At 48.6% G+C, this 25375-nt stretch carries 23 protein-coding genes and 1 pseudogene; 4 read left to right on the top strand and 20 right to left on the bottom strand.

The genetic code is table 11. The features are described 5' to 3' along the window. Positions 1 to 50: 50 nt before the first annotated feature. From GYMC10_RS16690 to GYMC10_RS16730, 9 genes are all read right to left on the bottom strand, one after another. Positions 51 to 1199: an enolase C-terminal domain-like protein gene (locus GYMC10_RS16690; protein ID WP_015735594.1), complete on the bottom strand. Its 1149-nt coding sequence runs from the start codon at positions 1197 to 1199 to the stop codon at positions 51 to 53. A 90-nt stretch (positions 1200 to 1289) separates the two neighbouring features. Continuing rightward, positions 1290 to 1622: an iron chelate uptake ABC transporter family permease subunit gene (locus GYMC10_RS16695; RefSeq protein WP_041622004.1), complete on the bottom strand. Its 333-nt coding sequence runs from the start codon at positions 1620 to 1622 to the stop codon at positions 1290 to 1292. Positions 1623 to 1624: 2 nt separating this feature from the next. After that, on the bottom strand, positions 1625 to 2176 hold the full coding sequence (locus GYMC10_RS16700) for an OsmC family protein (protein WP_015735595.1): 552 nt from the start codon (positions 2174 to 2176) through the stop codon (positions 1625 to 1627). A 93-nt stretch (positions 2177 to 2269) separates the two neighbouring features. Continuing rightward, positions 2270 to 3238 carry an ArsR/SmtB family transcription factor gene (locus GYMC10_RS16705; protein WP_041622005.1) on the bottom strand — a complete coding sequence of 323 codons (969 nt, stop codon included), beginning with the start codon at positions 3236 to 3238 and terminating at the stop codon, positions 2270 to 2272. Between the two features lie 155 nt (positions 3239 to 3393). Beyond that, positions 3394 to 4359, bottom strand: coding sequence for an ABC transporter ATP-binding protein (locus GYMC10_RS16710; protein WP_015735597.1), 966 nt, complete (start codon positions 4357 to 4359; stop codon positions 3394 to 3396). Further along, positions 4352 to 5335, bottom strand: coding sequence for an ABC transporter ATP-binding protein (locus GYMC10_RS16715; RefSeq protein WP_041622006.1), 984 nt, complete (start codon positions 5333 to 5335; stop codon positions 4352 to 4354). The genes GYMC10_RS16710 and GYMC10_RS16715 overlap by 8 nt, the downstream gene beginning before the upstream one ends. Before the next feature lie 7 nt (positions 5336 to 5342). Then, a complete protein-coding gene (gene opp4C / locus GYMC10_RS16720) occupies positions 5343 to 6227 on the bottom strand; it encodes an oligopeptide ABC transporter permease (RefSeq protein ID WP_228468988.1) in 885 nt (294 codons plus the stop codon). 65 nt (positions 6228 to 6292) lie between these two features. Next, positions 6293 to 7246: an ABC transporter permease gene (locus GYMC10_RS16725; protein WP_015735600.1), complete on the bottom strand. Its 954-nt coding sequence runs from the start codon at positions 7244 to 7246 to the stop codon at positions 6293 to 6295. 99 nt (positions 7247 to 7345) lie between these two features. After that, the gene (locus GYMC10_RS16730; protein WP_015735601.1) at positions 7346 to 9094 is read right to left on the bottom strand and encodes an ABC transporter substrate-binding protein; all 1749 of its coding nucleotides are present in this window, start codon (positions 9092 to 9094) and stop codon (positions 7346 to 7348) included. A gap of 708 nt (positions 9095 to 9802) precedes the next feature. On the opposite strand from GYMC10_RS16730, the gene GYMC10_RS16735 reads away from it, so the two are divergent. Together GYMC10_RS16735 and GYMC10_RS16740 are read left to right on the top strand one after the other, a co-directional pair. Further along, the gene (locus tag GYMC10_RS16735; RefSeq protein ID WP_015735602.1) at positions 9803 to 10702 is read left to right on the top strand and encodes a dihydrodipicolinate synthase family protein; all 900 of its coding nucleotides are present in this window, start codon (positions 9803 to 9805) and stop codon (positions 10700 to 10702) included. Positions 10703 to 10931: 229 nt separating this feature from the next. Then, positions 10932 to 11831, top strand: coding sequence for an EamA family transporter (locus GYMC10_RS16740; RefSeq protein ID WP_015735603.1), 900 nt, complete (start codon positions 10932 to 10934; stop codon positions 11829 to 11831). 230 nt (positions 11832 to 12061) lie between these two features. Here GYMC10_RS16740 and GYMC10_RS16745 read toward each other — a convergent pair whose 3' ends face one another. Then, the gene (locus GYMC10_RS16745; RefSeq protein ID WP_015735604.1) at positions 12062 to 12547 is read right to left on the bottom strand and encodes a DinB family protein; all 486 of its coding nucleotides are present in this window, start codon (positions 12545 to 12547) and stop codon (positions 12062 to 12064) included. 176 nt (positions 12548 to 12723) lie between these two features. On the opposite strand from GYMC10_RS16745, the pseudogene GYMC10_RS31925 reads away from it, so the two are divergent. Further along, a pseudogene (locus GYMC10_RS31925) lies at positions 12724 to 12831 on the top strand (AraC family transcriptional regulator); the annotation flags it as partial. Between the two features lie 126 nt (positions 12832 to 12957). Here the strand turns inward: GYMC10_RS31925 and GYMC10_RS16750 are convergent. The 10 genes from GYMC10_RS16750 to GYMC10_RS16790 all read right to left on the bottom strand — a co-directional run bounded on the left by GYMC10_RS16750 (position 12958) and on the right by GYMC10_RS16790 (position 24336). Beyond that, positions 12958 to 13899: a hypothetical protein gene (locus GYMC10_RS16750; RefSeq protein ID WP_015735605.1), complete on the bottom strand. Its 942-nt coding sequence runs from the start codon at positions 13897 to 13899 to the stop codon at positions 12958 to 12960. A 176-nt stretch (positions 13900 to 14075) separates the two neighbouring features. Further along, positions 14076 to 15395: a sensor histidine kinase gene (locus GYMC10_RS16755; protein ID WP_049788710.1), complete on the bottom strand. Its 1320-nt coding sequence runs from the start codon at positions 15393 to 15395 to the stop codon at positions 14076 to 14078. Positions 15396 to 15412: 17 nt separating this feature from the next. Continuing rightward, complete coding sequence (locus GYMC10_RS32575) at positions 15413 to 15583, bottom strand: hypothetical protein (protein WP_015735607.1); 171 nt, start codon at positions 15581 to 15583, stop codon at positions 15413 to 15415. Between the two features lie 142 nt (positions 15584 to 15725). After that, complete coding sequence (locus GYMC10_RS16760) at positions 15726 to 18317, bottom strand: ABC transporter permease (protein WP_015735608.1); 2592 nt, start codon at positions 18315 to 18317, stop codon at positions 15726 to 15728. Beyond that, positions 18314 to 18997 (bottom strand): ABC transporter ATP-binding protein, encoded by a 684-nt coding sequence (locus GYMC10_RS16765; RefSeq protein WP_015735609.1) that lies wholly within the window; start codon positions 18995 to 18997, stop codon positions 18314 to 18316. The genes GYMC10_RS16760 and GYMC10_RS16765 overlap by 4 nt, the downstream gene beginning before the upstream one ends. Positions 18998 to 19087: 90 nt before the next feature. Further along, complete coding sequence (locus GYMC10_RS16770; RefSeq protein ID WP_015735610.1) at positions 19088 to 20026, bottom strand: VanZ family protein; 939 nt, start codon at positions 20024 to 20026, stop codon at positions 19088 to 19090. A gap of 101 nt (positions 20027 to 20127) precedes the next feature. Beyond that, positions 20128 to 21129, bottom strand: coding sequence for a sensor histidine kinase (locus GYMC10_RS16775; RefSeq protein WP_015735611.1), 1002 nt, complete (start codon positions 21127 to 21129; stop codon positions 20128 to 20130). Further along, complete coding sequence (locus GYMC10_RS16780) at positions 21130 to 21813, bottom strand: response regulator transcription factor (protein WP_015735612.1); 684 nt, start codon at positions 21811 to 21813, stop codon at positions 21130 to 21132. It abuts the gene before it with no gap. A gap of 152 nt (positions 21814 to 21965) precedes the next feature. Next, positions 21966 to 23207 (bottom strand): YbfB/YjiJ family MFS transporter, encoded by a 1242-nt coding sequence (locus GYMC10_RS16785; protein ID WP_015735613.1) that lies wholly within the window; start codon positions 23205 to 23207, stop codon positions 21966 to 21968. Between the two features lie 43 nt (positions 23208 to 23250). Continuing rightward, on the bottom strand, positions 23251 to 24336 hold the full coding sequence (locus tag GYMC10_RS16790; RefSeq protein ID WP_015735614.1) for a polysaccharide deacetylase family protein: 1086 nt from the start codon (positions 24334 to 24336) through the stop codon (positions 23251 to 23253). 131 nt (positions 24337 to 24467) lie between these two features. Here GYMC10_RS16790 and GYMC10_RS16795 point away from each other — a divergent pair, with 131 nt between their 5' ends. Further along, on the top strand, positions 24468 to 25364 hold the full coding sequence (locus tag GYMC10_RS16795; RefSeq protein WP_015735615.1) for a LysR family transcriptional regulator: 897 nt from the start codon (positions 24468 to 24470) through the stop codon (positions 25362 to 25364). The last annotated feature ends 11 nt before the right edge of the window (positions 25365 to 25375 follow it).

The following is a 25375-nucleotide window of genomic DNA, read 5'->3' on the forward strand; positions in this document are numbered from 1 at the left end:
ATGAATCCACTTCGCTTGCTCAGTTGCATGCTGCCATTACTCAACTGATCTCAGGACCAGCCGGATCGGTTTATAAGGTAAGTTACAAGTTCATCGTCGAAGACAATGCCGAAACCCGGCGTGGCCGGAACATGAATCTCTCCGTTTTCGATTCGATAGCCTGATACATCCATTCCTTCAATCGTGATGTCGTCATATTCCACAAATTCGAAGTTTCGCACCGCGGCAGACAAATGTCCCGACGCGTAAATGCCATAAGCATTGCCGTAACAATGAGGCGCAGACCGCAAACCATGGGCATCCAACTTCTCGCCTAATTCCATCCAATGCGTGAAACCAGGCCAAATGATATCGTACTGCAGTACATCAACACGGCCGCGAGTCGCCCACTCAATAAGATGAGGTGAGGCAAGCCCTTCCCCATCCGCGATAAGCACATTCTGCCCACGTTGCCCGAGCCATTCCTTCAGGTCCTCGTACAAGGCTTCATCCTCATGAAACGCTTCTTCCAGCCAATACAGATTCACATCCGATAAAGCCGCCAAGACCTCTTTGGTTAAGTTCAAATTATAGGCATTATTCGCATCGATCATGATCTTGCCTGCGGGACCTGCCACTTCCGAGATCCCGCGCACGATTGCGATATCTCGTTTCGTCCCTTCCCAGAGCGGCATATGGCGTCCGCCTCGGCCAACCTTAATCTTAAAATGACGTTGGCCCTTCGCATAACCTTGCATCGCTTCTTCCTGCATCAGCGCGACCGCGGCCCTCTCATCGGCCAAATGCAAATCGTCGAAGTATAGAGAGGTATCATAGCAGGGGACAACCAATGAGGCTCCCGTTTCCAGGTGGGCACCGGACACTAAGTCATACACTGGTTTGCCTTGTCTCTGTCCTAACCAATCGAGCACAGGGTATTCCAATTGCAAACGATACGCTTCCCGCAGTCTGCCACGGTCATCGAATAAATCAAGCAAACGGCGGCCTATTACATCTTCGGCCCATTCCGGTGTCATATGAATCGAGCTACCGTAACCTGTTTGTCCATCGATCGTAATTCTGGCGATATCCACTGTGCAGCTTTTGCCATGAACGCCGATTCTGCCATTGGCCCCCGCGCTTCTGGCTCGTTCACCCGTTAACTTGGCGAATTCGATTTTTTCCACTTTCCAGTCAGATTGTATACCGGTAATGTTCATACGATCCTCCTTAACCGATTCGAACGGTTTCTTGTCCGGATTTGATTCGTAAGTAGAATACCATATCATAGAATTATACTGTGAGTTGAACTATGTTATTCGCACGAATAAGCCGCCACGAATCGTATCGTGACGGCTTATCCTTTTAGCTATATGCGGTCCAATCAGGCCGATAAACCCCACGGCTCCGACCAGAGCGACCGATGATCCGGCAAGTCCCACGGCAATGAGAAGCAGCCATAGGCGTTGTCGCTGCACAGCCGCGCCCATGCCGGTTGCGATCCCTTCCCCAAGCGTGTGAATGTTCAAGTGGCGAGCATTCAACCAAGCGATTCCGCCGCAGAGCACCGTCCACGGCGTTAGCTTTAGCACCTGGTTCCAAGTAGCTTCATACCGCTGTCGGTTAGGCGGAATTTCATTCATTTCTAGAGGGAAGAACCCTCTGGCTGTCCGGCAGGCGATCGATGCACCACTTCACCGGAGATCGATTGCGGATATTTCAACAGGTTGTAAATCGGACATACGCGTTCAACCGCTTTATGAAGATCGGCGATGGTTTCAGCGGATTCTTCGGATACGATGTAAATGTTATATTCGATATTATGCGGATAGATAGGAATATCCTCGTATCCCGGTTTGCCGGCAAGCGGGTGCAATTGACCCGTGACTTCGACTTCAAGGGATTCCAGCGATACGCCCCGTTCCGCTGCCTGAATCAATGTAATATGAGTCAGGCAGCTGCCTAGTACGCCAAGCTGAATTTCTGGTGATGATGGACCGAGGCTATATCCGGCATAATTCTCGGGACTGTCGCTGATGATTTGGAAGTCGCGTATGCGTATTTCACGAACGCCGCTGCGGCCTTTCGCCTGTACCTTGGCCGAATAAGTATTCGGCTTGGGGTCTTGCTCCGCTTGAGAACGCAGGGACTCCGCCGCCGCTTTCTTTTGCGCTAAATATTCATTTAATGTAGTCATCGTATCTCGCTCCTTTAAAATATCAATGATTTTAACGAAAAAAGACACAGCTAAGCAGCATCTCTGCTTAAAGCTGTGTCTCCGACGATTCGGTCAACACTCGTTGCTCGGTGATACTATTTCATTAACTCGATTGGATAATAGGCTAGGGTTCATTCCCAAATAATCGAAGAGCCCCTGTTCGATTTGTTGAATTCGTTCCACTCTTAAACTATAGGTCGATACCGTCTCCCCGACGACATGAACATTGAGCAGCCCCGCGCAGCGCAAATTGAAAATATGGTCATGCGTTATGCCTTTGGATATGCCGAGATGACGAACCACTTCGATAAAAGTGCGCGGTTCGCTGCGCAAAAAGTGCAGGATTCGCAAACGACTCTTCTCGCTCAGGCTGCGGAGCAGCCGGTATAATTGAAGCGACGGCTCATCCTCTTCCTCGGAATGCGGCCAGATTCTGGAGGCATAATGGCAGAGGGTTAGGCTTCCGTACGAATAAAAGATATTGCCGGGCTGAAAATGGTAGTGCGGAATCAGAACCAGCTTCTCCAGCCCGTTCACCGGCTCGAAACAAAACCCGTTCGTCAAGGCTGCCGCCTTCTCGTAAGCTTCAAATCCACCCCATCCCGTCTTCTCTTCCGCTTCGGCACGCAAAGCCGTGACGATCCCCGGGTCGATATGTTTAAAATAGACTTCATTCCATTCAGACAGCATCCGATGCTGCCGGTTTCGTACCGCGCCGAAATCTTCGGGAAACGTCTGGACATACGGCGACAGCACGGCATAAAGTTCACCCAACGTGAGTTTTTGCAGCCAGGATAGAAAATCTTCGACGCTATTCTTGTTCGGGGACACATAGGCCAGAAGATGAAGCAGCTTCCATTCCAAATCGATTCCCGTCTGTTCCAGTTGATCGGCGAATTCTGAAGACAAGGATGCATGTACATTCTGAGTCCAGTCAGGACCAAGATCAATCCGTTTGTGCCAGCTTTTGCAAAGATACGTATGGAGGCTGTTGATCAGTTCGTTGACGGGACTGAACGATAATTCCAATTGATAGGACAACAAGTTGCACTCCTTCTTTGACCTGTTATGACGGACTGAATGCCGTTAATTCAGCAACTGTCTCGTTCATATTGTACAACATTTGGCAGCGGACGACACAGTCCCCAGGCATATCCTCAATGTGTTATAAAATGATCTGAAAATGGCGTGCCGCTTCAAACGAGATGACAAGCCACGTAATGATCGTCCCCCACGTTTCGGAGCTCGGGCACGACCTCCCTGCACTGCTCCAAGGCATATGGGCAGCGTGTATGGAACTTGCAGCCGGAAGGCGGATGGGCCGGACTTGGAATATCCCCTTTAAGCACGATTCTCTCCCGCTTCAGCCTCGGAACCGGAACAGGGATCGCCGATAGCAATGCTTGCGTATAAGGATGCAGCGGACGGCTGAACAGTTCGTCACGCGAAGCCATTTCCATCATGGAACCAAGATACATCACCCCGATGCGATTGCACAAATGCTCCACGACGCTTAGATCATGCGAAATGAACAAATAGGTTAATCCGCGGTTATGCTGAAGCCTTTGAAACAAATTAATGATCTGTGCCTGGATGGATACATCAAGCGCAGACACCGGCTCATCGGCGATAATAAAATCGGGATTCAGCACCAGAGCGCGGGCAATGCCGATCCGCTGCCGCTGGCCGCCCGAAAACTCGTGCGGAAACCGATTGTAGTGATAGGCAGATAAGCCGCAAGCCTCCAGCACATCCAATACCTGATTGCGAACCTCGTCTTTTTCGGCCAAACCGTGCTCAAGCAGCGCTTCGCCGATGGCGTCTCCGATGCGGATTCGCGGGTTCAGCGAGCTGTAGGGGTCCTGAAAGATAAGTTGCATTTTAGGTCTAAGTTTGCGCATCTCCGATTTGGGAAGCTCGTGAAACGGGATTCCTTTATAAAGGATGTCCCCGCTGGTTTTCTCATGAAGCCGAAGAATCGTGCGCCCGACCGTGCTTTTGCCGCTGCCGGATTCGCCGACCAGGCCGAATGTTTCTCCGGCCCGTATACTCAAGCTGATGTCATCAACCGCTTTGACATGACCGACGGTACGGTTAAGCAGCCCTGCGGTGATGGGAAAATATTTTTTTAAATGTCGTACTTCCAGCAACGCTTCACTCATGCCGCGCCTCCTCTTCATACAACCAACAGGCCGTCCTGTGACCGGGCTCCACTTCTCTTAATGACGGCTGCCGGGTTCGGCAGACGGGCATGCAGCTCTCACAGCGATCATGAAAATAGCAGGATTCCGTCAATTCAAGCGGATTGGGAACCTGACCAGGGATGGAGTATAACTGCTCCGAGCGCTGGCCGATGATTGGCTTCGATTTCAACAATCCCTTCGTGTACGGGTGTTTTGGATGGTCGAAGATCTCCTCGACGTCTCCTTCCTCGACGATTTTCCCCGCGTACATGACGATGACATAATCCGCCATCTCGGCCACTACGCCAAGATCATGCGTGATCAACAGCATTGACATATTGGATTGCTCCTTGCTTTCCCTAAGCGTTTCCAGCACCTGCGCCTGGATGGTAACGTCCAGTGCGGTCGTCGGTTCGTCGGCGATTAACAGCTTGGGGCCGCACGAGATCGCAATTGCAATCATAATCCGCTGCAGCATGCCTCCCGACAATTGATGGGGATAGGAAGCCGCGATTTGTTCCCCTCGGGAAATACCGACCAGCTCGATCAATTCGAGCGCTCGGGCATAAGCTTGTTTTTGGTTCATTCGCCGATGTAGCATGAGCGGCTCCATGATTTGCTTGCCGATGGTAATGACCGGGTTCAGGGAGGACATCGGTTCTTGGAAAATGATCGAGATGTCGTTGCCCCGGATTCGGCGCATCTCTTCTTTGCTGATCTTCAGTAGATCTTTGTCCCCAAATTGGATCCTGCCGTTCACCACCTTCCCGTGCGGCCCTTCGACCAGTCCCATGATCGACATGGCCGTAATACTCTTGCCGCAGCCGGATTCGCCCACGACGCATACCGTTTCGCCTTCGCGGATACGGAAGCTGATATCATCCACCGCTTTGACCGTTCCGGTTCCGGATTCGAAATAAGTGCTTAAGTGATTGATCTCGATTAATGAATTCATCATCCGTTCACCTGCTTGTATTCTGTTTAGGATCAAGTACGTCTCGCAATCCGTCGCCGAAAATGTTAATGGCAATGACCGTCAAAAAAATGGCCAAGCCTGGTGGAATCCACAGCCAGGGCCGTTTCTCAAAATCGATGACATTGTTGGCCGCATCGATCATATTTCCCCAAGTTGGCGTTGGAGGCATGACCCCCAGCCCGAAGAAGCTAAGGACCGATTCCGACAGTATAGCTCCACCGATGCTAAGCGTGGCGATGACAATCAGAAGCGGGAAGACATTAGGCAGCAAATGGCGAAACAGCTTCCGTTTATCGCTGAGACCAAGCACGTCGGCTGCCAGCATATACTCTCGTTCCCGCAAAGTCAGCATTTGGCTGCGGACGAGCCGAGCTACGCCGGGCCATCCGATGATGCTGAGCATGAGCATGACCAGATACAGCCGATAGTCGGTCGGAACCTTCCAATCCGACATCAGCGCACCCATGATAAAGAGAATTGGAAGACCCGGAATCGTGAAGAGCAAATCGGCTGTTCGCATGATCAACTGATCGACTACTCCACGATAATAACCCGAGATGACGCCGAGAACCGTCCCGATCGTCATAGACAGCGCCATGGATGCAAGACCGACCGTGAGCGATATTCGGCCTGCTTGCAAGAGTCGGGTCAGCACGTCGCGGCCGAGCAGGTCCGTTCCGAGCCAATGCTTGCCGCTTGGGGGCTTGTGCATCATGGCAGGATTGATTTTGCCATCCGCATACGGCGAGAACAACGGACCGATAAAGCATGCGACAAACATCAACACGATAAAGGCGAAGCCGGCTACGGCCAGCTTATTTTTCCTAAGTTGCCGAGTGGATTGCTTCCACAGGGAGTCTGGAACATCCATTCTTCGGGCGGCTTTTCCGGCTTGACTTGCCGTCGTTGGAATCGACAAGGTAGTCCCTCCTTTCTTTAAAGCCTGACCCGGGGATCGGAAGTGTGGTAGAGGATATCGGATATGAGCGTCCCGACGACCGTCAAGATAGCCAAAAACATCGTAAAGCCCATAAGGAGCGGATAATCCCGCACCGTGAAGGATTGCATGTACAACTGGCCGATGCCCGGCCAATTGAAAATCTTCTCAATGATGATGGAGCCGCCGAAAAGGCCCGGCAATTCGAAACCGATCAACGTAATCGCGGGCAGCATCGCATTTTTCAATGCATGGCGGTACAGCACCGTTCTCTCTTTCAACCCTTTCGCACGGGCGGTGCGGACATAATCCTGCCGGATCACCTCCAGCATGTTGCTGCGGAAATAACGGGTGAGCGACCCGACGCCGAGCAATATCATAACGGCGGCCGGAAGCAGCATATGGTGCAGCACCTCGACAACGTAGTCCCAGCCCTCGGCCCGGCTCCCCGTCGTAATCATTCCCCCTGGCGGGAGAATCTTTAAATCGACGGCGAATACTTTGATCAGGAATAATCCGATGAAGAACGAAGGAATCGACATCGCGGCGAAGATGCCGATCATAACCAGGGTATCGAGCAGCGAATATTGCTTATAGGCCGTAATAACGCCCACGACGACCGCGATGAACCAGGTGAAGAACGTGGATACCACCGCCAGCACAAAGGAGTTCCATATGTAATCCTGAAACAGGTCGAGGACGGGGCGCTGCTGAGCCAGAGAATAGCCGAAATCGCCTGTGAAAATGTTGGCCATCCAATTAACGTATCGTTCGATGACAGGTTTGTTCAACCCGTGGATTTCCCTGAGTTCCGCCTTGCGCTCCTCGCTCAAACTCAAGTTGTTATCGACATAATCGCCTGGCGTTAGGGAGTACAGGAAGAAGATTAACAGGGATGCGCCAATTAATATCAAGAGCATGTACAAGCATCTTCGGAGCAAATAGGTTCTCATGTTCTCTCCTTCATTAGTCATCTCCTTGCCTGATGGGTTCAGGCAGGAGATGTCTTCTTTGATAGAGCAGTCTAATCTTCCCTCCAGCTGCCAGCTGGCTTATTGCAGATTCCATCCCGGCAAGCTGTATGCGATTCCCGCCAGCGGGTTCAATTCGAAACCGTCGATGCGCCCGTTGATCGCGATGACCGATTTGGTATAGTTGGTAAACATGATCGGTAATTCGTCATTCAATATTTTGAACATTTCGTGGTAAATCGCTTTGCGTTCTTCGACGTCGTCCGTGGCAAGACCCTGGGCGTAGAGCTCTTCGATGCGCGGATTGTCGTAGCCCTTCGTTTCGCCTTTGATGAACCGCTCCACCCCTTGCGAAGGATCGCTGATAATCGTCGTCGAGAACGAAGCCATGTCATAATCACCGCTGTTGACCTTGGATACGAGTGTGTTAAAGTCCGGGAATTGCTCAGGCACGAAATCAACCCCGAGTTCTTGATAGTTCTCTTTGGCAACGGCAATGAAAATATCGGTATTCGGGCTCTTTGATCCCAGATAGTTGATACGAAGCTTGACCCCTTCCTTCTCCCGAATGCCGTCTGCGCCGACCGTCCAGCCCGCTTCATCCAGCAGTTGTTTTGCTTTTTCCGGATCATACGGATACGGGTTGATATCCTCCTCGGTATAGGACCACAGGATCGGAGATGATGGGATGTTGGCGATCGACGCTGCCCCTTGCCTGGAATCCACGTAAATCAGCTGACGATTCAGGCCGTAAGTCAAGGCTTGGCGAACCCGCTTGTCTTTCAATGGATCCCTCTCCAGATTGAATTGATTATAGCCGTAGTTGCTGGCCGTGGACGGAATCAGGTTCAGGAAACCAAGGGCTTTCAGTTTCTCGATGTTATCCGTCGTAGCCGAGAAGCTGCCATAGTCGACTTCTCCGGTTTCGATAAACTGCCAAGTGTCGCCTTCCGTCGTCTTGTAGATGAAGTATTCGGTCTCCGGTTTACCTAACACGTAGTGTTCATTGGCAACAAAACGCACTTCTTGGCCCGGAATGAACTTCTCCAGCTTGTAAGGGCCGTTCGTGATCGGATTGGCGTGCAGGTTCTTAATATAGTCCAGGTTGCCGAACTGATAATCCTTGCCGTAGTACGCCTTGGACAATATCGGTCCGCCAAGCACCGTCAACGCCGTTGCGTTGGTCTCTTCCAGCGTCACGGAAATCGTTCGCTCGTCGATAATTTGAATGCCTTCAATGGAATCCGCTTTTCCGTCCTTGTAGGCTTGACCTCCCTTGATCTTCGCCTCCACCACGCTGTTGAGACCGTCATACGACGGATCATGAAGCAAGGTCCATGTAAATTCCACGTCCTCGGTTGTCATGGGGGAACCATCGCTGTATTTCAGCCCTTCCCGAAGATGATACGTATACGTCAGCTTATCCTCGGAAATTTCCCATTTCTCCGCGAGACCAGGAACCGGTAAACCATCGGTATCGACGCGGATAAGCGGAGTGTACAGAACAGAGTTTACATTACCGTCATAACCCACTTGGGTGAAATATGGTGTGAATGCCCCGCTCGGATTCACCAGAGTGACGATAATGGCATCATTGCGCTGCTTCGCTCTGTCCGGTAGCTTGTTTAAATCGGTTGCCGCAAAGGGTTCTTCGAGCAAATGGCCCTCCGTACCTTGCTCAGCCGGCTCACTGGATGCGTTCGCTTCTGGAGTTGTCGGCGGCGATGCGGCCGTCTCCTTGTTAGCAGATCCGGAGGAGCAAGCAGACAATATCAAGAATAACGACAATAACCCTAACCATAACAAACCGGAATATCGTTGTTTTCTCATAGAAACCACCTTTGCCATTTTTTAGAGTTTAACTTCCAAGTAAAATTATAATTCAAATAGGTTAAGTAGGATTTATTGCCAAACTGATGCATCAGTAAGCTCATTTTAGCCAGCGTTATTGATTCTGTAAATAGCTAACTTCCGCGTGTTTCTGTCTAGACAGAAACATTCTGACTACTTTTGGACATTACAATGTTGGCCGTAACTTCGCCGGCATTTGTTCAAATGTTGGATATCAAATCATCTTTGATTCTCCAAGGTTTGCGATGGCTTCCTTCTATCGATTCTTGTCCTTCCATCTCCGTTCTATGGAATGACATGCCTCCTAATAGGTAGAAATCGAATCTTCAAGCTGCATCTGTTCTTGCATCGCTATGACCTATTGGGCCCTGGGAGATTCCGGTCCGTTATTTATCTTGATGTTGAGTTGTCCATATCGACCGAATTTAGTAATTCCATTCCGGTTTTCACATAAATTTTTTTTAAAAAAAAGTTTTTCCTCCCCCTCTTTTCCGATTTTTCCGGTTCCGTCTACCGACGGCATATCCACTTCCATCAAGGTACTTTTTTGTTTGAAACTGACACACCAATATTACTTTGATAAATTGGCCTAATTGAGTGTTTTGAAATTGGATCTTTAAGTGAGTCCAGTTGATTCTTATAATTTGTGTTATTTATGAAAGTTAACATTTGGAGGAGTGTAGCTTCATGTTCCATGGATTATCCGCCTTTCCACTGACCCCAATGAATGAAACAGGAATTAATGAAAATGAATTTGTTAAGCTAATTGAACGATTGGCAGCAGCAGGCGTAGACTCCATCGGGGCACTTGGTTCTACAGGTAACTATGCCTATCTGAGCCGGGAGGAACGCTACCGGGTTTTGCAACTTGCGGTCGGTTACGCTAAGGGCATTCCCGTGATGACAAGCATAAGCGCAATGCGCACGGCTGATGTGCTTCGTTTGGCAGAAGACGCACAAAGAGCAGGAGCAAGTGCGGTGCTGTTAGCTCCTGTTTCTTACCAAGCATTAACGGATGAAGAAGTATACTCCTTATATAAACAGGTGACATGCTCACTCTCTATCCCGCTTTGCGTTTACGATAATCCGGGGACTACGCATTTTCATTTTAGCGATGAACTGCATGGCCGAATTGCTGAGCTCCCCAATGTACGTTCAATCAAGATCCCTGGAGTGCCGTCTGAACCTGAAGCAGCCAAGACACGAGTAAGCCATCTCCGCGAGCTCATTCCTTCCGGCGTAACCATCGGAGTAAGCAATGATCCGTTTGCAGCCACCGGCTTGAATGCAGGTTGTGAAGCTTGGTACTCGGTGCTGGGAGGCTTATTTCCTAAGACATGCATGAGGATGACTCGATTGGCTTTGGAGGGCTTTGCAGACGAAGCCAATCGCCTTTCTAAACAGCTCGAACCGATTTGGACGTTATTTCGCCAATATGGTAGTCTTCGCGTAGTATCTGCAGCAGCAGAAATGGATAACTTGATTTCAAGTCCCAGCCTCCCTCTTCCGTTACAACCACTGAATCCTTCAGTCAGAGAGCATTTGAAGTCCAAACTTGTAGACATTCAACTTATGGAATCATCTTGATTGACATCTATATTGGGGCTGTTGCGCAGCCCTAATATTTTTATACATAGTAATTGACATGGATCAAAGTATGCTTTTATACTGTTAAATGAAACTTAATATCTTACCTAAAACCTAGTTGGGATGATGTGGACTTTTCTGGAGAGTTATCTCTCCATTTTCGCCACGCAAAGGCCGTACGGTCGTTTGTGTGGCTTTTTTGCGTTTAACTAAGGAGGATAATGATTAGATGAAATTATGGCACTATGCATTGATCGTTTTTTTAGGAGGCTGCAGTTATGGGGTTTTGTCCACCTTCGTTAAATTGGCCTATGCAGCAGGTTTCACCGTGTCCGCAGTAACCGGAGGACAGTATCTCTTCGGCGTTGTCCTCTGTTGGCTTGCCGTGTTATTTACCAAAAAGAAAAAACTGACTCGGATCCAAGCTTCAAAGCTTATCCTTTCTGGAATTCCCTTCGGGTTAACGGGCATATTTTATTATCAAGCCCTACAAACTTTAAGCGCCTCTCTAGCAATCGTTATTTTGTTCCAATTTGTTTGGATCGGAGCCTTGTTGGAGTGGGTATTCCACAAGAAAAAGCCAACCAAGACGAAACTTATTTCCATCGCCTTGCTTCTGGCTGGTTCCGTGTTGGCAGCCAATATCCTATTCCAAGAACCTATAGTGTTATCATGGCAGGGATGCCTCTGGGGAATGCTTGCGGCATCGTCCTTTTCCGCATTCGTATTTTTGAGTGGATCGGTTGAAAAGGAAACCCCTCCCATTTTTAAAAGCGCCCTACTTTCCACGGGAGGCGTATTGACCGTATTTATCGTTTTTCCGCCAACGTTTTTATTCGACTTGGATGTATTTGTGGGAATCATTCCTTACGGATTGGCACTGGGCATATTCGGCGGCGTCCTCCCCCCTCTTCTGTATTCGATTGGAATGCCGCATGTCGGTTCGGGATTGGGAACCATTCTTACGTCATCCGAATTGCCGGTTGTCATCGCCATGTCCTCTTTAGTCCTGGGAGAAACCATAAGCTGGTCTCAGTGGATTGGCGTGATCATCATTCTGGGCGGAATTTTTTACAGTAATATTCGATTTAATACTCGGAAGAGAAAAGCTTTGACTACCAATGTGTAAGCTAACAGCGAGTGACAAAAAAACCGCTAAACCCAATAGGATATGGCTCGATATCAAGTAGATGAAGTAAGAACAAAAAGATGAATCCTTCGGTTCCATACTAGAACTGAAGGATTTTTGTTCTTTACGCCATTCGTTGGGGATAAGCAGTTCGGGCATCTTTGCCTATTGCATAGCTGTGAACTCGTCCATATGCTGACCCTGGCATGTTTATCGTTCAATAGAATACATCAGCATTTTATATCGAATAACCCTCTATGAATCAAGTTTGCAGTAACCGGCTGCTTTCCGATTTCTCGCGACCAGATAGACAATTGACCGATATGATGAATTTCATGGGCGATCACGTGACGCATCACTTCACCGAATGTAAATCTTTCATGTTCCCCGTCCTGGTTCGTGTCAACCATGATGCGATCTTCCAAGCTATCATTCCAGTCGTAGACGAAGGGAGCAATTTCCGCATGGGCTCGGGCCGAATAATCTCTTAATCCTTTGACGCTTGCACAATCCTCGAACGAAGGGATATCCAGCTCTTTCCCTTGCAAATCCCCGCACAACCAGGCATATTCAACGGTCACGATATGATACAGTGTGAAGAGAATGCTTCCTATGCCACCGGTGCGTTGTTTCAACAACTCTTCCTCGCTCACGGTATCGCACCAGTCAAACCAATCTTGGCGAACTTGCCAGTTATACTCGAATAGCTTCAACATGTCACAGCCTCCTGTAATCATAAACTTTGTCGCGTATACTCATGATTCGCGATCTAATTCCATTATCCTCCCTCTATGAAGATTCCGGATCCGAGGTTTACCTCTAACATATCATGTATTGTTGGATGAAGCGTCTCTATTCAAAGCTAAGAACAAAACCATAGCCATGATGCAGGACGTCCCAATCCAATCAGGTAGGATTTAACAGCACCAGCTATTTCATCAATCAATTCAGAAAAACAATGAACATGACACCTTTAACCTATAAAAAGCAGAAAAAATAACGTAACATGGCGATTCGTAATGGAGTGAGGAACTTTATATGCTTCAAACAAAAAAGCCGCATACCATGCGGCTTTTCAGTGTATTCATGTTCTTGTCGTTTGACAAAAAACAGCGGTACGGGTAGTTTACAAGACTCGCCGTCGATCGTGCAGCACTAGAAGAATGATCATTACCATTATGATCCCCAAGATCATCCCCGCTTCCGTGGTCAACACCCGCAGCAACGGGTACTCCGGCGAAAATTGGGAGTCCGTGCGTATGGCGGAAAAGAGATTGTATGAGAATAACATTCCCGACGAAATCCACACCGTTGCCATCGGGGGGAGAAACCTTCGCGATCCGTTATCCGAAGTTAGAACCCGAGCTCCCCACGCTCCCGCGAAAGACCATGCTCCGGTACTAAACGTCAGCAGATGCCACCACACATCGCGTTCATCCACTCTTGCCGGGTCAATGCCGAAGGTCCCTCCCACAGCCCAAAACACCTTGATGGTGCCGAGTAGAATACAGCCAACTCCAACAAACTTGGCCAATGTTTGCTGCAGCTTCAAAGTGTTCCCGGGTAAATCACGATAATCAAAGAATGTGCCGAAGGCCTCCGGCCAGCGTGTTCTGGCGTAACCTGCTAGGGCGAGAGGCAGACAAATGCCGACACCGACCAGCGATATCATGACGAAGAACTGTTCATAAACCCAAACATCGGCGGCGCCTGCCTCCTTATCCCGAGTCATAGCTGCCGGTCCTAGTACCGGAGCCAAGAGCAGCATAGGAACCAGCAGACCCGTACCCATCCAAATGGGGATGGCAACCAGCCAAGCAGGAAGACGTTCGCCCCATGGCATGCTGAACGCCAGCGCCAGCAGGATTCCGATCATTGCGAGCACTACGGTAGCTGCGTTGATCGCACGCCAACTAACATCGCCCATTTGTTCAGTCGGAATGAAGAAACCTAAAGTCCAAGCGATTTTGATCAACAGATACGGCAGCACCGATATGGCTGCTCCATAGCCGCATATACGACGCATTTTCTTCCATAACGGCGCGTGCAGCTCTTTCGACATTCCCATGTTATCATACCTCATGTTGGATAACTTACCTCCTTAAATAACGCTGCTTGCATATCCCATTCTATCTTCTGATTCGAAAAGTAAAGCGACCTTAAGTTTAAGAATGGGTTAAATTTCTGCATAAGTAGCCTTACGCGAGGTAATTGATCAAAAAAGAAACTGCATGCAACCGTAATCTAAATGCTGCCGCCGCTATCCTTCCAAAGATAAAACGAGCTTCCGTTTGCTTCGGACTTCAACTCCCATTGCAAACCCATCTCCCTGGTCATCATGGATACAATGGACAATCCAATTCCAGCTCCTTTTTCAGGAGACTCGTTACAAGTGCCGGGACCCTTGTCTTGTACGATAATAGCCTGATTTGGATAATCCGTGATTTGAATGCCGATGTATCGACCAGCTCCAGCATGACGCACCACGTTCTGGAACACATTGTCAATGATCCGATGAAGCCACATGGGGTCTACATTCCATAGGATCGGGCAATCAGGCAGCTCGACAACAACATCAAAGTCCTTTGCCTCGAAGATCGGATACCATTCGGCCACGCGGTTACGAACTTCTTCAGTGATATCGATCGATTGGATGTTAATGGGATACTTACCCGCCGATAGCAGTGAGTATGACAGCAGGTTATCCATCAACTTGTCGACTTCATCCAGCTTGTGATCAATGATAGAAAGCGACGTCTGTTCCTGGGAAGCAGCAGGATTACTTCGAACGGAATGAACATGCTGCCGAATGACAGTTAACGGAGTCCGGAGATCGTGGGAAATATTCGAAATGAATTGCTTACGCAGTTCCTCCTCCTCCCGCTCCCGCTGCTGACTTTCTTTAAGCTCGCAGACCATCCGGTTAAAGGCGCCTTCCAGCTCTCCAATCTCGTCTTCCTTGCTAATAACGACTTCATTCGGGAAGCCGGTCTTCCCGCTTAAGTTCATCGCTGATCGAAGTTTAATCAATCTTTTTCGAAGATTCACGAAGAACAGAAATGACAGTACCAAGAAGCATAGACAGACGGTGAAGAACATAATGGCTAACGGCATGTTTTCTGGAAACGACATTTCCGCAGATATAATATAAGATTCGGGAAGACTCATCACCATAAAGCCTTGTTTTGGATCGTTTCCGATGAGAGCCGTCAAGGTAAACGCTTCCTGATTGCTATCCAGGGTTTGAAGCGAGAGCATATCCTCATAACTCCATTGCACCGGGATATCGTTCGAGGTGAGCTTGATCGCATTCGTTCTACCCGACGAGTCGACCCAGAACATCTCCGCCTCCGGATATTCCTTGCTCAACGCGCCTAGTTTGGCATGAATCGCGGCACTTCCTGCACCATTCAGCTTGATGGCCTCCTCTTGCCACCTACGAGTGATCTCTTCCGGACGATACATCGAATGCTCGCTGAATAGGTAACCCGGTAAATAAAACATCGCTGGAATGACTGGCCATAGCAGCAATGCGGTCATCATCAGAGCCAGGTATTTGCTCATTAACGAGGTGCGCATCCTCATGTTCTCACTCGGTATCTAACGCGGCGAATCGTCTCGATCATCTGAGGGGAACGGGAGTCCAGCCCTGTTCTCCAGATCACCTCATAGCCTTGTCCGCATAGAAAGTTTCTGGGCCAGGTGCTAATTTCCTGATTGTTTTCCATGTACAAGATCGTGAATGTCTTCATCTTCACACAGGCTCCTAACAAGTGGTATAAGGTTAGTCTAACACAGGAAGGAAATACGGTGAGCGTTATAACGAGAACTTCTATACTTCAAGCAAAAAAGCCGCAACTTATGCGGCTTTCCTGATAGTCAATTTCGATCTGCCTATATATTCTCCTGCTTTAACGCATCAATAATGTTTTCCTTTTTTAATTTCCTGCTGGAAAAAATAATCGCAGAAACGACAATAACAAATACGGCGACGACAACAGAAAGCACACTCAGCCAGGGAACGGTGAATCCGTAGCTGAATCTGTTCGCAAATGACCTATAAATCAGAATCATCACGGCGAAACTGACGGGAAGCCCGAACAGCAGCGACTTGACTCCATAAAAAATACTTTCATAGTTCATCATTTTCGCAAAGCCCTTTGGCGTCATGCCAACGGATTTTAACATCGCAATTTCTCGCTTACGAAGGGATAAGCCCGTTGAGATGGTATTAAAAATATTCGCAATGGAAATCGCGGAGATTAATACAATAAAACCGTAAGAAAAGACGGCCGTCAATAGAATCTGTTGTTCTTCGCTTTTTCTGGATTGATATACATTGTAGACATTCAGATTGGTCTCAAACATCTCTTCGATTTCCTGCTGTGTTCTCATCGGCTCCGTACTTTTCAAATAGAGGTATGTCTGAAGGTTAGCCAGCTCCTCGTCGTCTGCCAATTGATCCATGATGTGTTCCGACACGATCATATTTAACCCACCCACGCCTGCCCCGCTCATCCCCATCGGCGCTTGATCCGTCAGCGCGGCAACGGTCACCCGGCTTACCTTCGTTTCTTCCGCATTATCTTTATAGCTGTTCGTTAGTTCGAAATTTTGACCGACATTCGTATACACGGCCTTTGTCTGGACATATCTCCCAGAATCCATATCTTGGTAGCGGATTGTATCCATCACGATCGCGGCAGGATGATCCGGATCCCTAAGCTGTTCGTAATTTGCACCGACGGCATTGGCATAGGCTTGCAGACTCAAATCGTTTAATGCATGGATCTTAATCTCGTAAGGGTATTTTCCGCCTTGCAGTAACCCCTTATCCTTCTTAACCATCTCTTGCAATTCATCGGCGATGTACGCTTCATCGACCCAAGCCTGCTTATAGAACTCTTGAATCAGGTTGTAATCCGTTACACCATCTAAGGATACAATCGATTGCAGCAACCGGTCGTCTATTCTTTTTCCATTGCTGTACGACAATTGAATATCATAATTGACGCCTTCCTGCGACAATTCCAGGGATTGTTTCATGCCGGTGGTAAAAAACGATACCGTCAAAAATAAAACGATGCTGATGACAAGCGAAAATACAATGGCATGATATCTCCGTTTGTTTCTTTTTAAGTTTTTCAATCCGATTTCCGCTTCGATGCCGAAGAGCTTGCGAATGAACCTCGACGTTTTCACGGCTTTCGCCGTAAGTTTAACGTCGGACGTTTGGCGAATTGCGTCCAAAGCGGAAACCTTGGATGCTTTGATCGCCGGAAGATACGTCGAAATGAAAATCGTCAGCATCGAAACAACACAGGCAATCAAGAGAGATAACGGCGTGACGATGACCGTCAGCTTTTCACTGCTCCATAATGCCCCTTCAATCATCGGGTTCATGAACCAAAAGGTGATTCCGATCCCAGCAAGACTGCATAGAATGCCAATCGGAATGCTGATCAAGCCAATAATGACACCTTCAAAAAGCACGGAATTTCGCTTCTGCCTTTTCGTAGCCCCGACGCTCGCGAGCATCCCTAAATGACGGGAACGTTCCGAGTCGGATATCGCAAACGCATTATAGATGAGCGAAACCGAGCCGATCATAATGACCGCCATCAGGATCGCCGATAAAGAGTACATCATGCTGTACGATTCTTCGTTTTTGGATAAGCCGTAATAATGCAGCAAGTCGTTATTGTATTGGACCGATTCGATGCCGTTTCTCTTTGCCACATTTTCCGCATGCGCGAACAAGGACGGTTTGATTTTCTGCAAGACCACCGCTGCATTCACGTGATCTTTTGCCCCCATCATATTTTCATCGACATAACTGATCATCGTATAACCCGGAGACCAAGCCGTTTCCCATTCGGGACGCTTGATGTAGCCGACCACCGTATAATCCCTTGTCTCGATATGCTGCAACGTTTCCGTCAAAGCGCCCTCTTCCCTACGCAGCGGTTCGGTCTGATCCAAAGGATGATCGCCCCCTTGTTCAAATCGTTCGCCGATGCGAAGGGTTAGACGATCGCCGATTTCGTACTTCACTTTGGCGTTCGTTACAACGGGCTCGGAGATAACGACTTCCTTGTCCGTAAGGGGTAGACGCCCCTTGCTTAGTTCAACCTGAAATTGCGTGAAACCTTGCGCATCATACTCCTTGATGAACAAGTATGGTTTATTGGGATTTTGTCCCCCTTCTAAAGGAGCGAAGCCAAGATCCCTTGTAATCGCAACCGTTTTAGTTGCCTCATCGGCTTGTATCGCCGCAAGCTGTTCTTTGGTAACATCTTGATATTGGACATGCCACTCCCCGCTATCCGCGATGGTTTGCCTGATCATTAAATCCGAGAAGGAGAACACAAGCGTAGCGACTGCTGTCACCATGGCAACCGAAATGATGACGCCGATGATGGTTACGAGTGTTCGTCTCTTGTTTTGCTTTAAATTCCGGATGGCAAGTTTGTAGACAATATTCATAGACGGATCACCTCGTCTTTGGCAATCTTTCCGTCTACAATTGAAATGATCCTGTCGGCCTGCAAAGCGATTCGTTCATCGTGAGTGATGACAATCAGCGTCTGATGATAGGTTTTATTCAACATTTTCAACAAATCGACGATCTCGCTGCTATTTTTGCTGTCCAAATTCCCGGTGGGCTCGTCTGCCAGCATGATGGCAGGGTTACTGATGATCGCTCTGCCGATCGAAACCCGCTGCTGCTGTCCGCCGGATAACTGATTGGGCAGGTGGTTTAAACGATGCTCTAAATTTAGCGTCTTTACGAGCCCATCGAATTGCTTCTTATCTTCCTGTTGGTTGTCAAGCAAGAGCGGAAGCGTCATGTTCTCTTTTACCGTTAAGGTGGGAATCAGATTGAAAAACTGGTAGATCAGTCCGATTTGTCGCCGCCGGAAGATGGCCAGTCGCGTTTCGTCCAATGCATAGATGTCCGTATTTTCAACGAAAACCTTGCCGCTTGTCGGTCGATCGACGCCTCCCAGCAGATGAAGAAGGGTCGACTTTCCCGATCCGGACGGTCCGATAATGGCCACAAATTCGCCTTTTTGAACCGAAAATGACACATCGTCAAGCGCCTTTACCGCCGATTCGCCTGTACCGTATATTTTAGACAGATGCTCGATGTTTAAAATTTCCATTGCCATATCTCCTAAAAAGTTTTGTGGGCGTTACTTCTTGAATCGACTTCGTACAAAACTCACTTCGGAAGCATGAGCGCTCCTTCATGCTCAATTCCAGCGATAGACCATCTCTTGATATCCAACATCCCACAGGGTTACATTTCCCTCAATGGTTATGGTAAGCTCATCGGCCTTGGGGAAATAAATCAAGCCCATATTCGGCTCGTGGCGTCCGGCTTCAACAGATACAGTCAGGTACTCATGTCCATCGGCGGTAACCCTAATGCTGCCTTGGGAATCCTGCTGATCGGGAATTCCATAATTCAAGAAAAGGTACAACTCCTTCTTAGTGCCAAACGTATATGTGTACGTTTCCTTGTTTTTACCTTCAATGTTGTACACATTATATTGGGGTTCCACATCTTGACCGCCAATCTCAAAACTGGCCGTTTTGAGTCCTGTTGAAGGATTCCCAGTACTATTCCTTAAATCGTTTATCGCCACAAAGGGACCCATCTCTTTGGTGAACGCTTGGTCAACCATCCCGAAGATCCCCCACACCCCGAGCATCAGGACAATGCTGGAAATACCCGAAGCAGCAATATTTCTCCAGTAGTTTTTTCTACGAAAGCTAAGTTTGTACGCCCCGAATCCGATGGCTGCGCCCGTTGAGTTCTGAATGATGTCGTTCATGTCGAAGCTGCCGAGGAAAGTTAGCGCCTGAATCGTCTCCAGCACAAGAATGGACAGGACGAACAAAGTCATGAAGCGAACAAAGTTGGTTCGATATAACAACGGAATCAATATGCCAAAAGGAATGAAAGCGGCGACGTTCCCGAAACCCACAAAATCCATCAACGTCGGATGTAGAAGGTCGGATAGACCTGGCAGCCTAAAAAAATCGTCCGGTAAAAAAATAAAGGTGTACCCCTTGATTTGATCTGCCTTACCTACTCTGCCGAAAGCGAAAAACAAAAAATAAAGAATAAACAGGGTGTAAAATATCGTGATAGCAAAAATAATCTTACGCTGTTGCTTCGATTGCATTGTCTTACCTCCATCGTTCTTCTGATGAATATCATTTTATCTGTCTAAAATGACTTTACAGTGACGATGGAGGTGACAATTCAGTCACTTACGGAGTGCCGCTAAATCACCTGCTTATAAAATTTAATCCGAAACTGCGTACCCTTCTCGCTGTCGCTCGTCACATCGATCACGCCGTTCTGGCTGGCAATGATGCTCTGAGCCATCGCAAGCCCTATGCCGATGCTCCCTTCGCTAGCATTCTTTCCTTTGTAGAAACGTTTGAAAATATACGGCAAATCTTCTTTCGGAATGCCTTTTCCGTTGTCGGCAATGACGATTTCCGTGTATAACGCGTTTTCGGAAAATGAGATGGCGATTGCACCGCCTTCAGGCGAATGCTCCACTCCGTTTTTCAAAATATTGATAACCGCTTCAGCAGTCCAATTGAAATCGCCGACAAAAGAGACATCGTCATTCCCCGCAATGGAAACCGTCTGTCCCTTAATATCCATCGGAATCATTACCGGCTCTAATGCCTTTTGGATAAGGTTTTTCATGGGTATTCGATCTTTTTTGAATGGGATGGTCTTCGCGTCCATTTTCGATAGCTTTAATAAAGAAGAAACAAGCCAGTCGATCCGTTCAAGCTGGATGCGAATATGGTGGGTGAACTCCGTTCTTTTGGCCGGAGGCAGGTCAGGGGCGCTTAGCAGATCCGCCATGACGGTCATGGAGGTGAGCGGCGTTTTGAGCTGATGCGAAATATCGGAGATGGCATTCGTTAATTGAAGTTTGTCCCGCTGCAATAGCGACCGGTGTTCCGACAGCATGCGCGTCACTTTGTAAATATCATTCTTTAGGATGCTAAGCTCGCCTTCTGTATTATCCCGTACGTCAAGGGTATCATTGCCGCTGCTAATCTCCCGCAAATAGACGGACAGCTTTTCAATTTCGCGGTATCTCCATTTCGTAAATAACAAGCTGCCGCCAATGAGCAAAATCGATAGAAAGAAAACGAGCACTGCGGCGGCAGGAGAGATCATAAGAGCTGCAACAATCGCCGCAAGGCTGATTGAACCCATAACGAACAATAACATATTAATTTCTCGATTGCGCAGCATCTAATCACCAACCTTATATCCCAGTCCGCGCACGGTTTTGATCAATGTCGGATGTCCAGGATCATCTTCCAGCTTTTCCCGCAGTCTTTTGATATAAACGGTTAACGTATTGTCGTTCACGAAATCGCCGGCCACATCCCAAATTTGCTCTAATAGCTGATTTCTTGAGAGAACCTGCCCGATATGATTGCCAAAGATGAGCAATAAGCGATATTCCAAAGCGGTCAACGCTATCTCGGCACCGTTCTTGAACACTTTCCCTTCCAGCGTATTGATGCGGATATCATCGATATCCATGATGCTGTTAACTTGGGACGGCTTTTGGTATCTCCGCAAGACGGACTTGATCCGCGAAAGAAGTTCGCGAACCCGAAAAGGTTTGGTAATATAATCATCGGCTCCCATATCAAGCCCCATGACGACATTAACCTCATCATCGATCACGGTTAAGAAGATGACCGGAATGTCACGCCGCTCCTTCACCATCTTGCACAATTCATAGCCGCTTCCGTCCGGAAGCTGTAAATCGAACAAACATAAAGCGAACTGATCGATGTCTTCGGCGAGCACCTGTTTTGCAGATGCGACATCATGGCAAATAACGGTGGAATAGCGCTCTTGCTGCAGCGAATATTCCAGACCGGACGCAATCGTTTTATCATCTTCCACTAACAAGAATTTCATATCCAAAAAGATCATCCTAACGTTATGATTAAATTTATGACCCCATCTTCATTCTGATAGTTTACCAACGCATTAGGAAAAATAAAAGCCGTTGCCACAATGAAAACGGCAGCCGATCATTTGACCAGCTGCCTCAATATGATGCTTCAACATCAACTACGGATAGGCAAATCTCGAATCTCAAGCTTTCGTTGCTGTTGTCCATACAATACAGCCAACGCAGCGGCAATCGCCATAAAGATGGCGCTGGATGCCACGCCGAATGGCAAGCCGTATTGTTCGACGATCAAACCTCCAACGATGGGACCGATGATCTGTCCAGAGGCAAAAAAAGCAGTGGCTATGCTGAGGCTTGGCGCATACGCGTGGTGAGGGACATGACGACGAAGAAGCGCTGTTGTCATCAGCGGAGGGGTAATAAAGGAAACCAACCCAATCGTGGTGGCTCCAAGTACAGTAAAGAACATATTATTAGTGATTACCCCACACGCACCGATCGTACCTAAGGTTAATCCCGACGCCAGCGTATACCCGTTCGGCCATCGGTCAATGGCTCTGCCTCCGATCCATCCGTTAAACAAACCCGCGAATCCGATACCGGACCATATCAGCCCGGCATAGAGGGATGGAATGCCTTGGTTCACCAGATAGGGAATCAAATACGTGAAATAGATGATGTATCCCCAGCCGAAGAAGAAATAAGAAGCGATTAGGAACAAGAGCTTATTGGGGTTCAACAGGAGACGATACACATGATTGCTTTCTTGGTCCCTTGGCTTCGATTCGGTCGGCGCGGGTATTTTTACGACTCCCCTCTCTCTGGTAACAACGAACTCGAAACCGAGCGCGGCAATTACACCGAATACGCCCATGATTACCCAAGCATACCGCCAACCCTGCAGGTGTGAAGGATCAATGATAAAGGGGGCGAACAAACCCGTCACTAGAATGCCGGCAGATCCGCCCAGCCATATAAGACCCGATGCAACGCCTCGTTCCGCCGGTCGAACGGCATCCATGGCAATGGACAGGACTAACACGGTCGCGAAGGCAGATAACAATCCGATGGCGAACCGCCAAAGCCCAAGCTGGGTAAAATGGTCACTAAATGCCGAGCCGATCAAAGTTAATCCGAGCAATAAGCACGTCATCCGATTCATGATATGCTTGTGGTCTGGAAACCGCGAGATCAATGGGGAAAGACACAACGTCCCGATTAAATAACCGATAAAGTTGACGGTGCCGAGTATACCCAACTGTCCATAACTCCCCCCGATGACCCTCTGGATCCCGGGCAAAAACATGCCGTAGGAGAGCCGGGAAAAACCGAGTATCACGACAAATAATAACGATGCCCATAGCGTAATCCAATTCCATGCCGATTTAGTACCCATATCCCCCATCTTCCCCCAAAATAATAAGGCGAACCATGAACCGCTACCCTTCCTGCAATACAATCTCGGCTTCGATGCCCATCTGTTCGCACAGCTTGTGAATCCGGCGCATGTCCTGTGTGCTGGTGATCCATTCGCAACCCAAGGCTGATGCCTCGTGAGCCGCCCATTGCAGGATATAGACTATAGCATCCGCATGGGCTTCCTTCGTAGCGAAGTCCTCCAGTATCAGCGTGCCGCCCCGGATCGAAGCACGCACGTATGCCCAGTGCTGTCCGGCAAAGCTGCGTGCGACAAAACGCGTTTCACCATCCGACGGAGACTGCATGGAGAGCGCTTGCAGCCATTTGCCGAAAGCTCCTGACCCCGTCGGAGCTTTCGGGTTCCCCCATTCAAGTGAATCGGCAGCCAGCTTCCGCAATTCATCCTCGTCAGCGACGCTCTTCCACTGCTCACTTTGGTAAGAGTTCCGGAGAATCGGTTTGAAGCGGACTTGCCAGCTGCGTTCGCCTGCCCTGATGCCATTGGCATGTAGCAGATCGGATACGGTGATCATATCAAGACCTTTGGCGTGAGCATGGTGTACAAGCGATTTTACGGCCTGCGGCGTTTCTTTGGCGATTTCATTGGCATGAAACATCAAAATCGTCCCATTATCCAGCTTAGGTATCACCCGCTCCACAAGCTGCGCGCTTGGCGGTCCCGACCAGTCGACGGTATCCTCCCCCTCGATGACCAGATAGTTCCACTCCCGAAGCCATTCCAAATTCTCTTCCCGATAAGAGGCGTAAGGAAACCGCATGAAAGTCGGAACCGGCCTTCCCGTTGCTTCTTGATAAGCAAGCTCAGCCCATTTCAACTCTTCCAAGAATACGGCTTTGGTCACATCTGCCATTCTGCGGTGATGGTAGGTATGCGTGGTAAGCTCATGGCCCCTGGCTATCATTTCTCTTGCTTTCGCCGGATACCGATCAAACCACTCGCCCGTTAAAAAAAACGTCCCGCACGCGCCTCCCTGCTCCAAAGCATCCAGCCATGCGTCAACAGGAATCCGCATCGGTCCGTCATCAAACGTAAAGGCACAGTGAGAAAGCGCCGGATTGCCGCGAGTAATGACCAAATTAGACATCGTAAATCCCCCTTCTGTAATATCTTTTCATCAGAATACCGGTGTGACCCTATTGTAAAATCCCGGGAATGTTTTGTAAAATTGAATAATATGAATGAATGATTCAGATAACTTAAACAAAGGTGATGGAAATGATGGATCTTCGAGCTTTAAAGACCTTTGAGGCTTGCGTGCGTCTTGGACATTTTTTGAAAGCCGCCGAGGAACTCCAATATGCTCCTTCTACGGTAACCCTTCAGATTCAGCGTCTCGAAGCGGATCTTGGCGTTTCTTTGTTCGTGCGCGACGGAAAACGCGTGATTGTGACCGAAGCCGGCCGATGGCTCTATCATGAGGCCTCGGCTTTACTGAAATCGATCGGAGCCATGAGGCAGACCGTCTCGGATATTGCAACGGGAGATAACGGCTCGGTGCGTTTTTCCTCTATCGAGCCTGTCGCAAGCCAGCAGCTAGCGGCCGTGATAGCCCGCTATTGCAAGACTAGACCGAAGGTGCAGTTAACGATGGAAGTAGGCGGCAGCAGATCCATTGCGGAGAGGGTTCGGGCCGGCGAACTCGATTTTGGTGTTTGCTCGGCTCCACCTTCGAAGCTCATGCTGGAGTTTGAGCCGCTGTTTGAAGAAAGATTAGGCGTCATGTTAAACATGAATCACCCATTAGCCGATCGAGATAGCATCACGGCGAGCGACCTCGCGGGGCATACCATTCTAGTCAAAGAACCGACTTGTATCTATCGGGAGCTTTGGGAAACGGCGATTTATGAGGCTGGGGATAACCTGTTCTCTTGTATGGAGGTTGGAAGCTTCTTTGTGATTCAACAAATGGTAAAGGCCGAGCTCGGTATCGGGATTGTTCCGATATACAGCGGTCTGGAACAGGAGGGCTCCTTGGTTATACGACCTATAACCGATTTGAATCCTGTCATTACGATAGGCATCGCTTATAAAGACAAAAACGTCCTAGGCAAGGCAGCTTTATTGTTAATGGAGGCCATTCGGAGCATCCGCGAACCCAAGCCTGCTCTCTAAAATTCGACAGG

Source organism: Paenibacillus sp. Y412MC10, assembly GCF_000024685.1.
GTDB lineage: Bacteria > Bacillota > Bacilli > Paenibacillales > Paenibacillaceae > Paenibacillus_AQ > Paenibacillus_AQ lautus_A.

Coding starts and splice junctions, on each gene's coding strand:
- GYMC10_RS16690 (WP_015735594.1), bottom strand. CDS start 1,199: ATGAACATTACCGGTATACAATCTGACTGGAAAGTGGAAAAAATCGAA.
- GYMC10_RS16790 (WP_015735614.1), bottom strand. CDS start 24,336: ATGTCTAATTTGGTCATTACTCGCGGCAATCCGGCGCTTTCTCACTGT.
- GYMC10_RS16745 (WP_015735604.1), bottom strand. CDS start 12,547: ATGTTGAAGCTATTCGAGTATAACTGGCAAGTTCGCCAAGATTGGTTT.
- GYMC10_RS32575 (WP_015735607.1), bottom strand. CDS start 15,583: ATGAAGACATTCACGATCTTGTACATGGAAAACAATCAGGAAATTAGC.
- opp4C (WP_228468988.1), bottom strand. CDS start 6,227: ATGGATGTTCCAGACTCCCTGTGGAAGCAATCCACTCGGCAACTTAGG.
- GYMC10_RS16700 (WP_015735595.1), bottom strand. CDS start 2,176: ATGACTACATTAAATGAATATTTAGCGCAAAAGAAAGCGGCGGCGGAG.
- GYMC10_RS16775 (WP_015735611.1), bottom strand. CDS start 21,129: ATGCTGCGCAATCGAGAAATTAATATGTTATTGTTCGTTATGGGTTCA.
- GYMC10_RS16735 (WP_015735602.1), top strand. CDS start 9,803: ATGTTCCATGGATTATCCGCCTTTCCACTGACCCCAATGAATGAAACA.
- GYMC10_RS16785 (WP_015735613.1), bottom strand. CDS start 23,207: ATGGGTACTAAATCGGCATGGAATTGGATTACGCTATGGGCATCGTTA.
- GYMC10_RS16710 (WP_015735597.1), bottom strand. CDS start 4,359: ATGAGTGAAGCGTTGCTGGAAGTACGACATTTAAAAAAATATTTTCCC.
- GYMC10_RS16765 (WP_015735609.1), bottom strand. CDS start 18,997: ATGGAAATTTTAAACATCGAGCATCTGTCTAAAATATACGGTACAGGC.
- GYMC10_RS16760 (WP_015735608.1), bottom strand. CDS start 18,317: ATGAATATTGTCTACAAACTTGCCATCCGGAATTTAAAGCAAAACAAG.
- GYMC10_RS16770 (WP_015735610.1), bottom strand. CDS start 20,026: ATGCAATCGAAGCAACAGCGTAAGATTATTTTTGCTATCACGATATTT.
- GYMC10_RS16755 (WP_049788710.1), bottom strand. CDS start 15,395: ATGAGCAAATACCTGGCTCTGATGATGACCGCATTGCTGCTATGGCCA.
- GYMC10_RS16715 (WP_041622006.1), bottom strand. CDS start 5,335: ATGAATTCATTAATCGAGATCAATCACTTAAGCACTTATTTCGAATCC.
- GYMC10_RS16695 (WP_041622004.1), bottom strand. CDS start 1,622: ATGAATGAAATTCCGCCTAACCGACAGCGGTATGAAGCTACTTGGAAC.
- GYMC10_RS16740 (WP_015735603.1), top strand. CDS start 10,932: ATGAAATTATGGCACTATGCATTGATCGTTTTTTTAGGAGGCTGCAGT.
- GYMC10_RS16795 (WP_015735615.1), top strand. CDS start 24,468: ATGATGGATCTTCGAGCTTTAAAGACCTTTGAGGCTTGCGTGCGTCTT.
- GYMC10_RS16750 (WP_015735605.1), bottom strand. CDS start 13,899: ATGGGAATGTCGAAAGAGCTGCACGCGCCGTTATGGAAGAAAATGCGT.
- GYMC10_RS16725 (WP_015735600.1), bottom strand. CDS start 7,246: ATGAGAACCTATTTGCTCCGAAGATGCTTGTACATGCTCTTGATATTA.
- GYMC10_RS16780 (WP_015735612.1), bottom strand. CDS start 21,813: ATGAAATTCTTGTTAGTGGAAGATGATAAAACGATTGCGTCCGGTCTG.
- GYMC10_RS16730 (WP_015735601.1), bottom strand. CDS start 9,094: ATGAGAAAACAACGATATTCCGGTTTGTTATGGTTAGGGTTATTGTCG.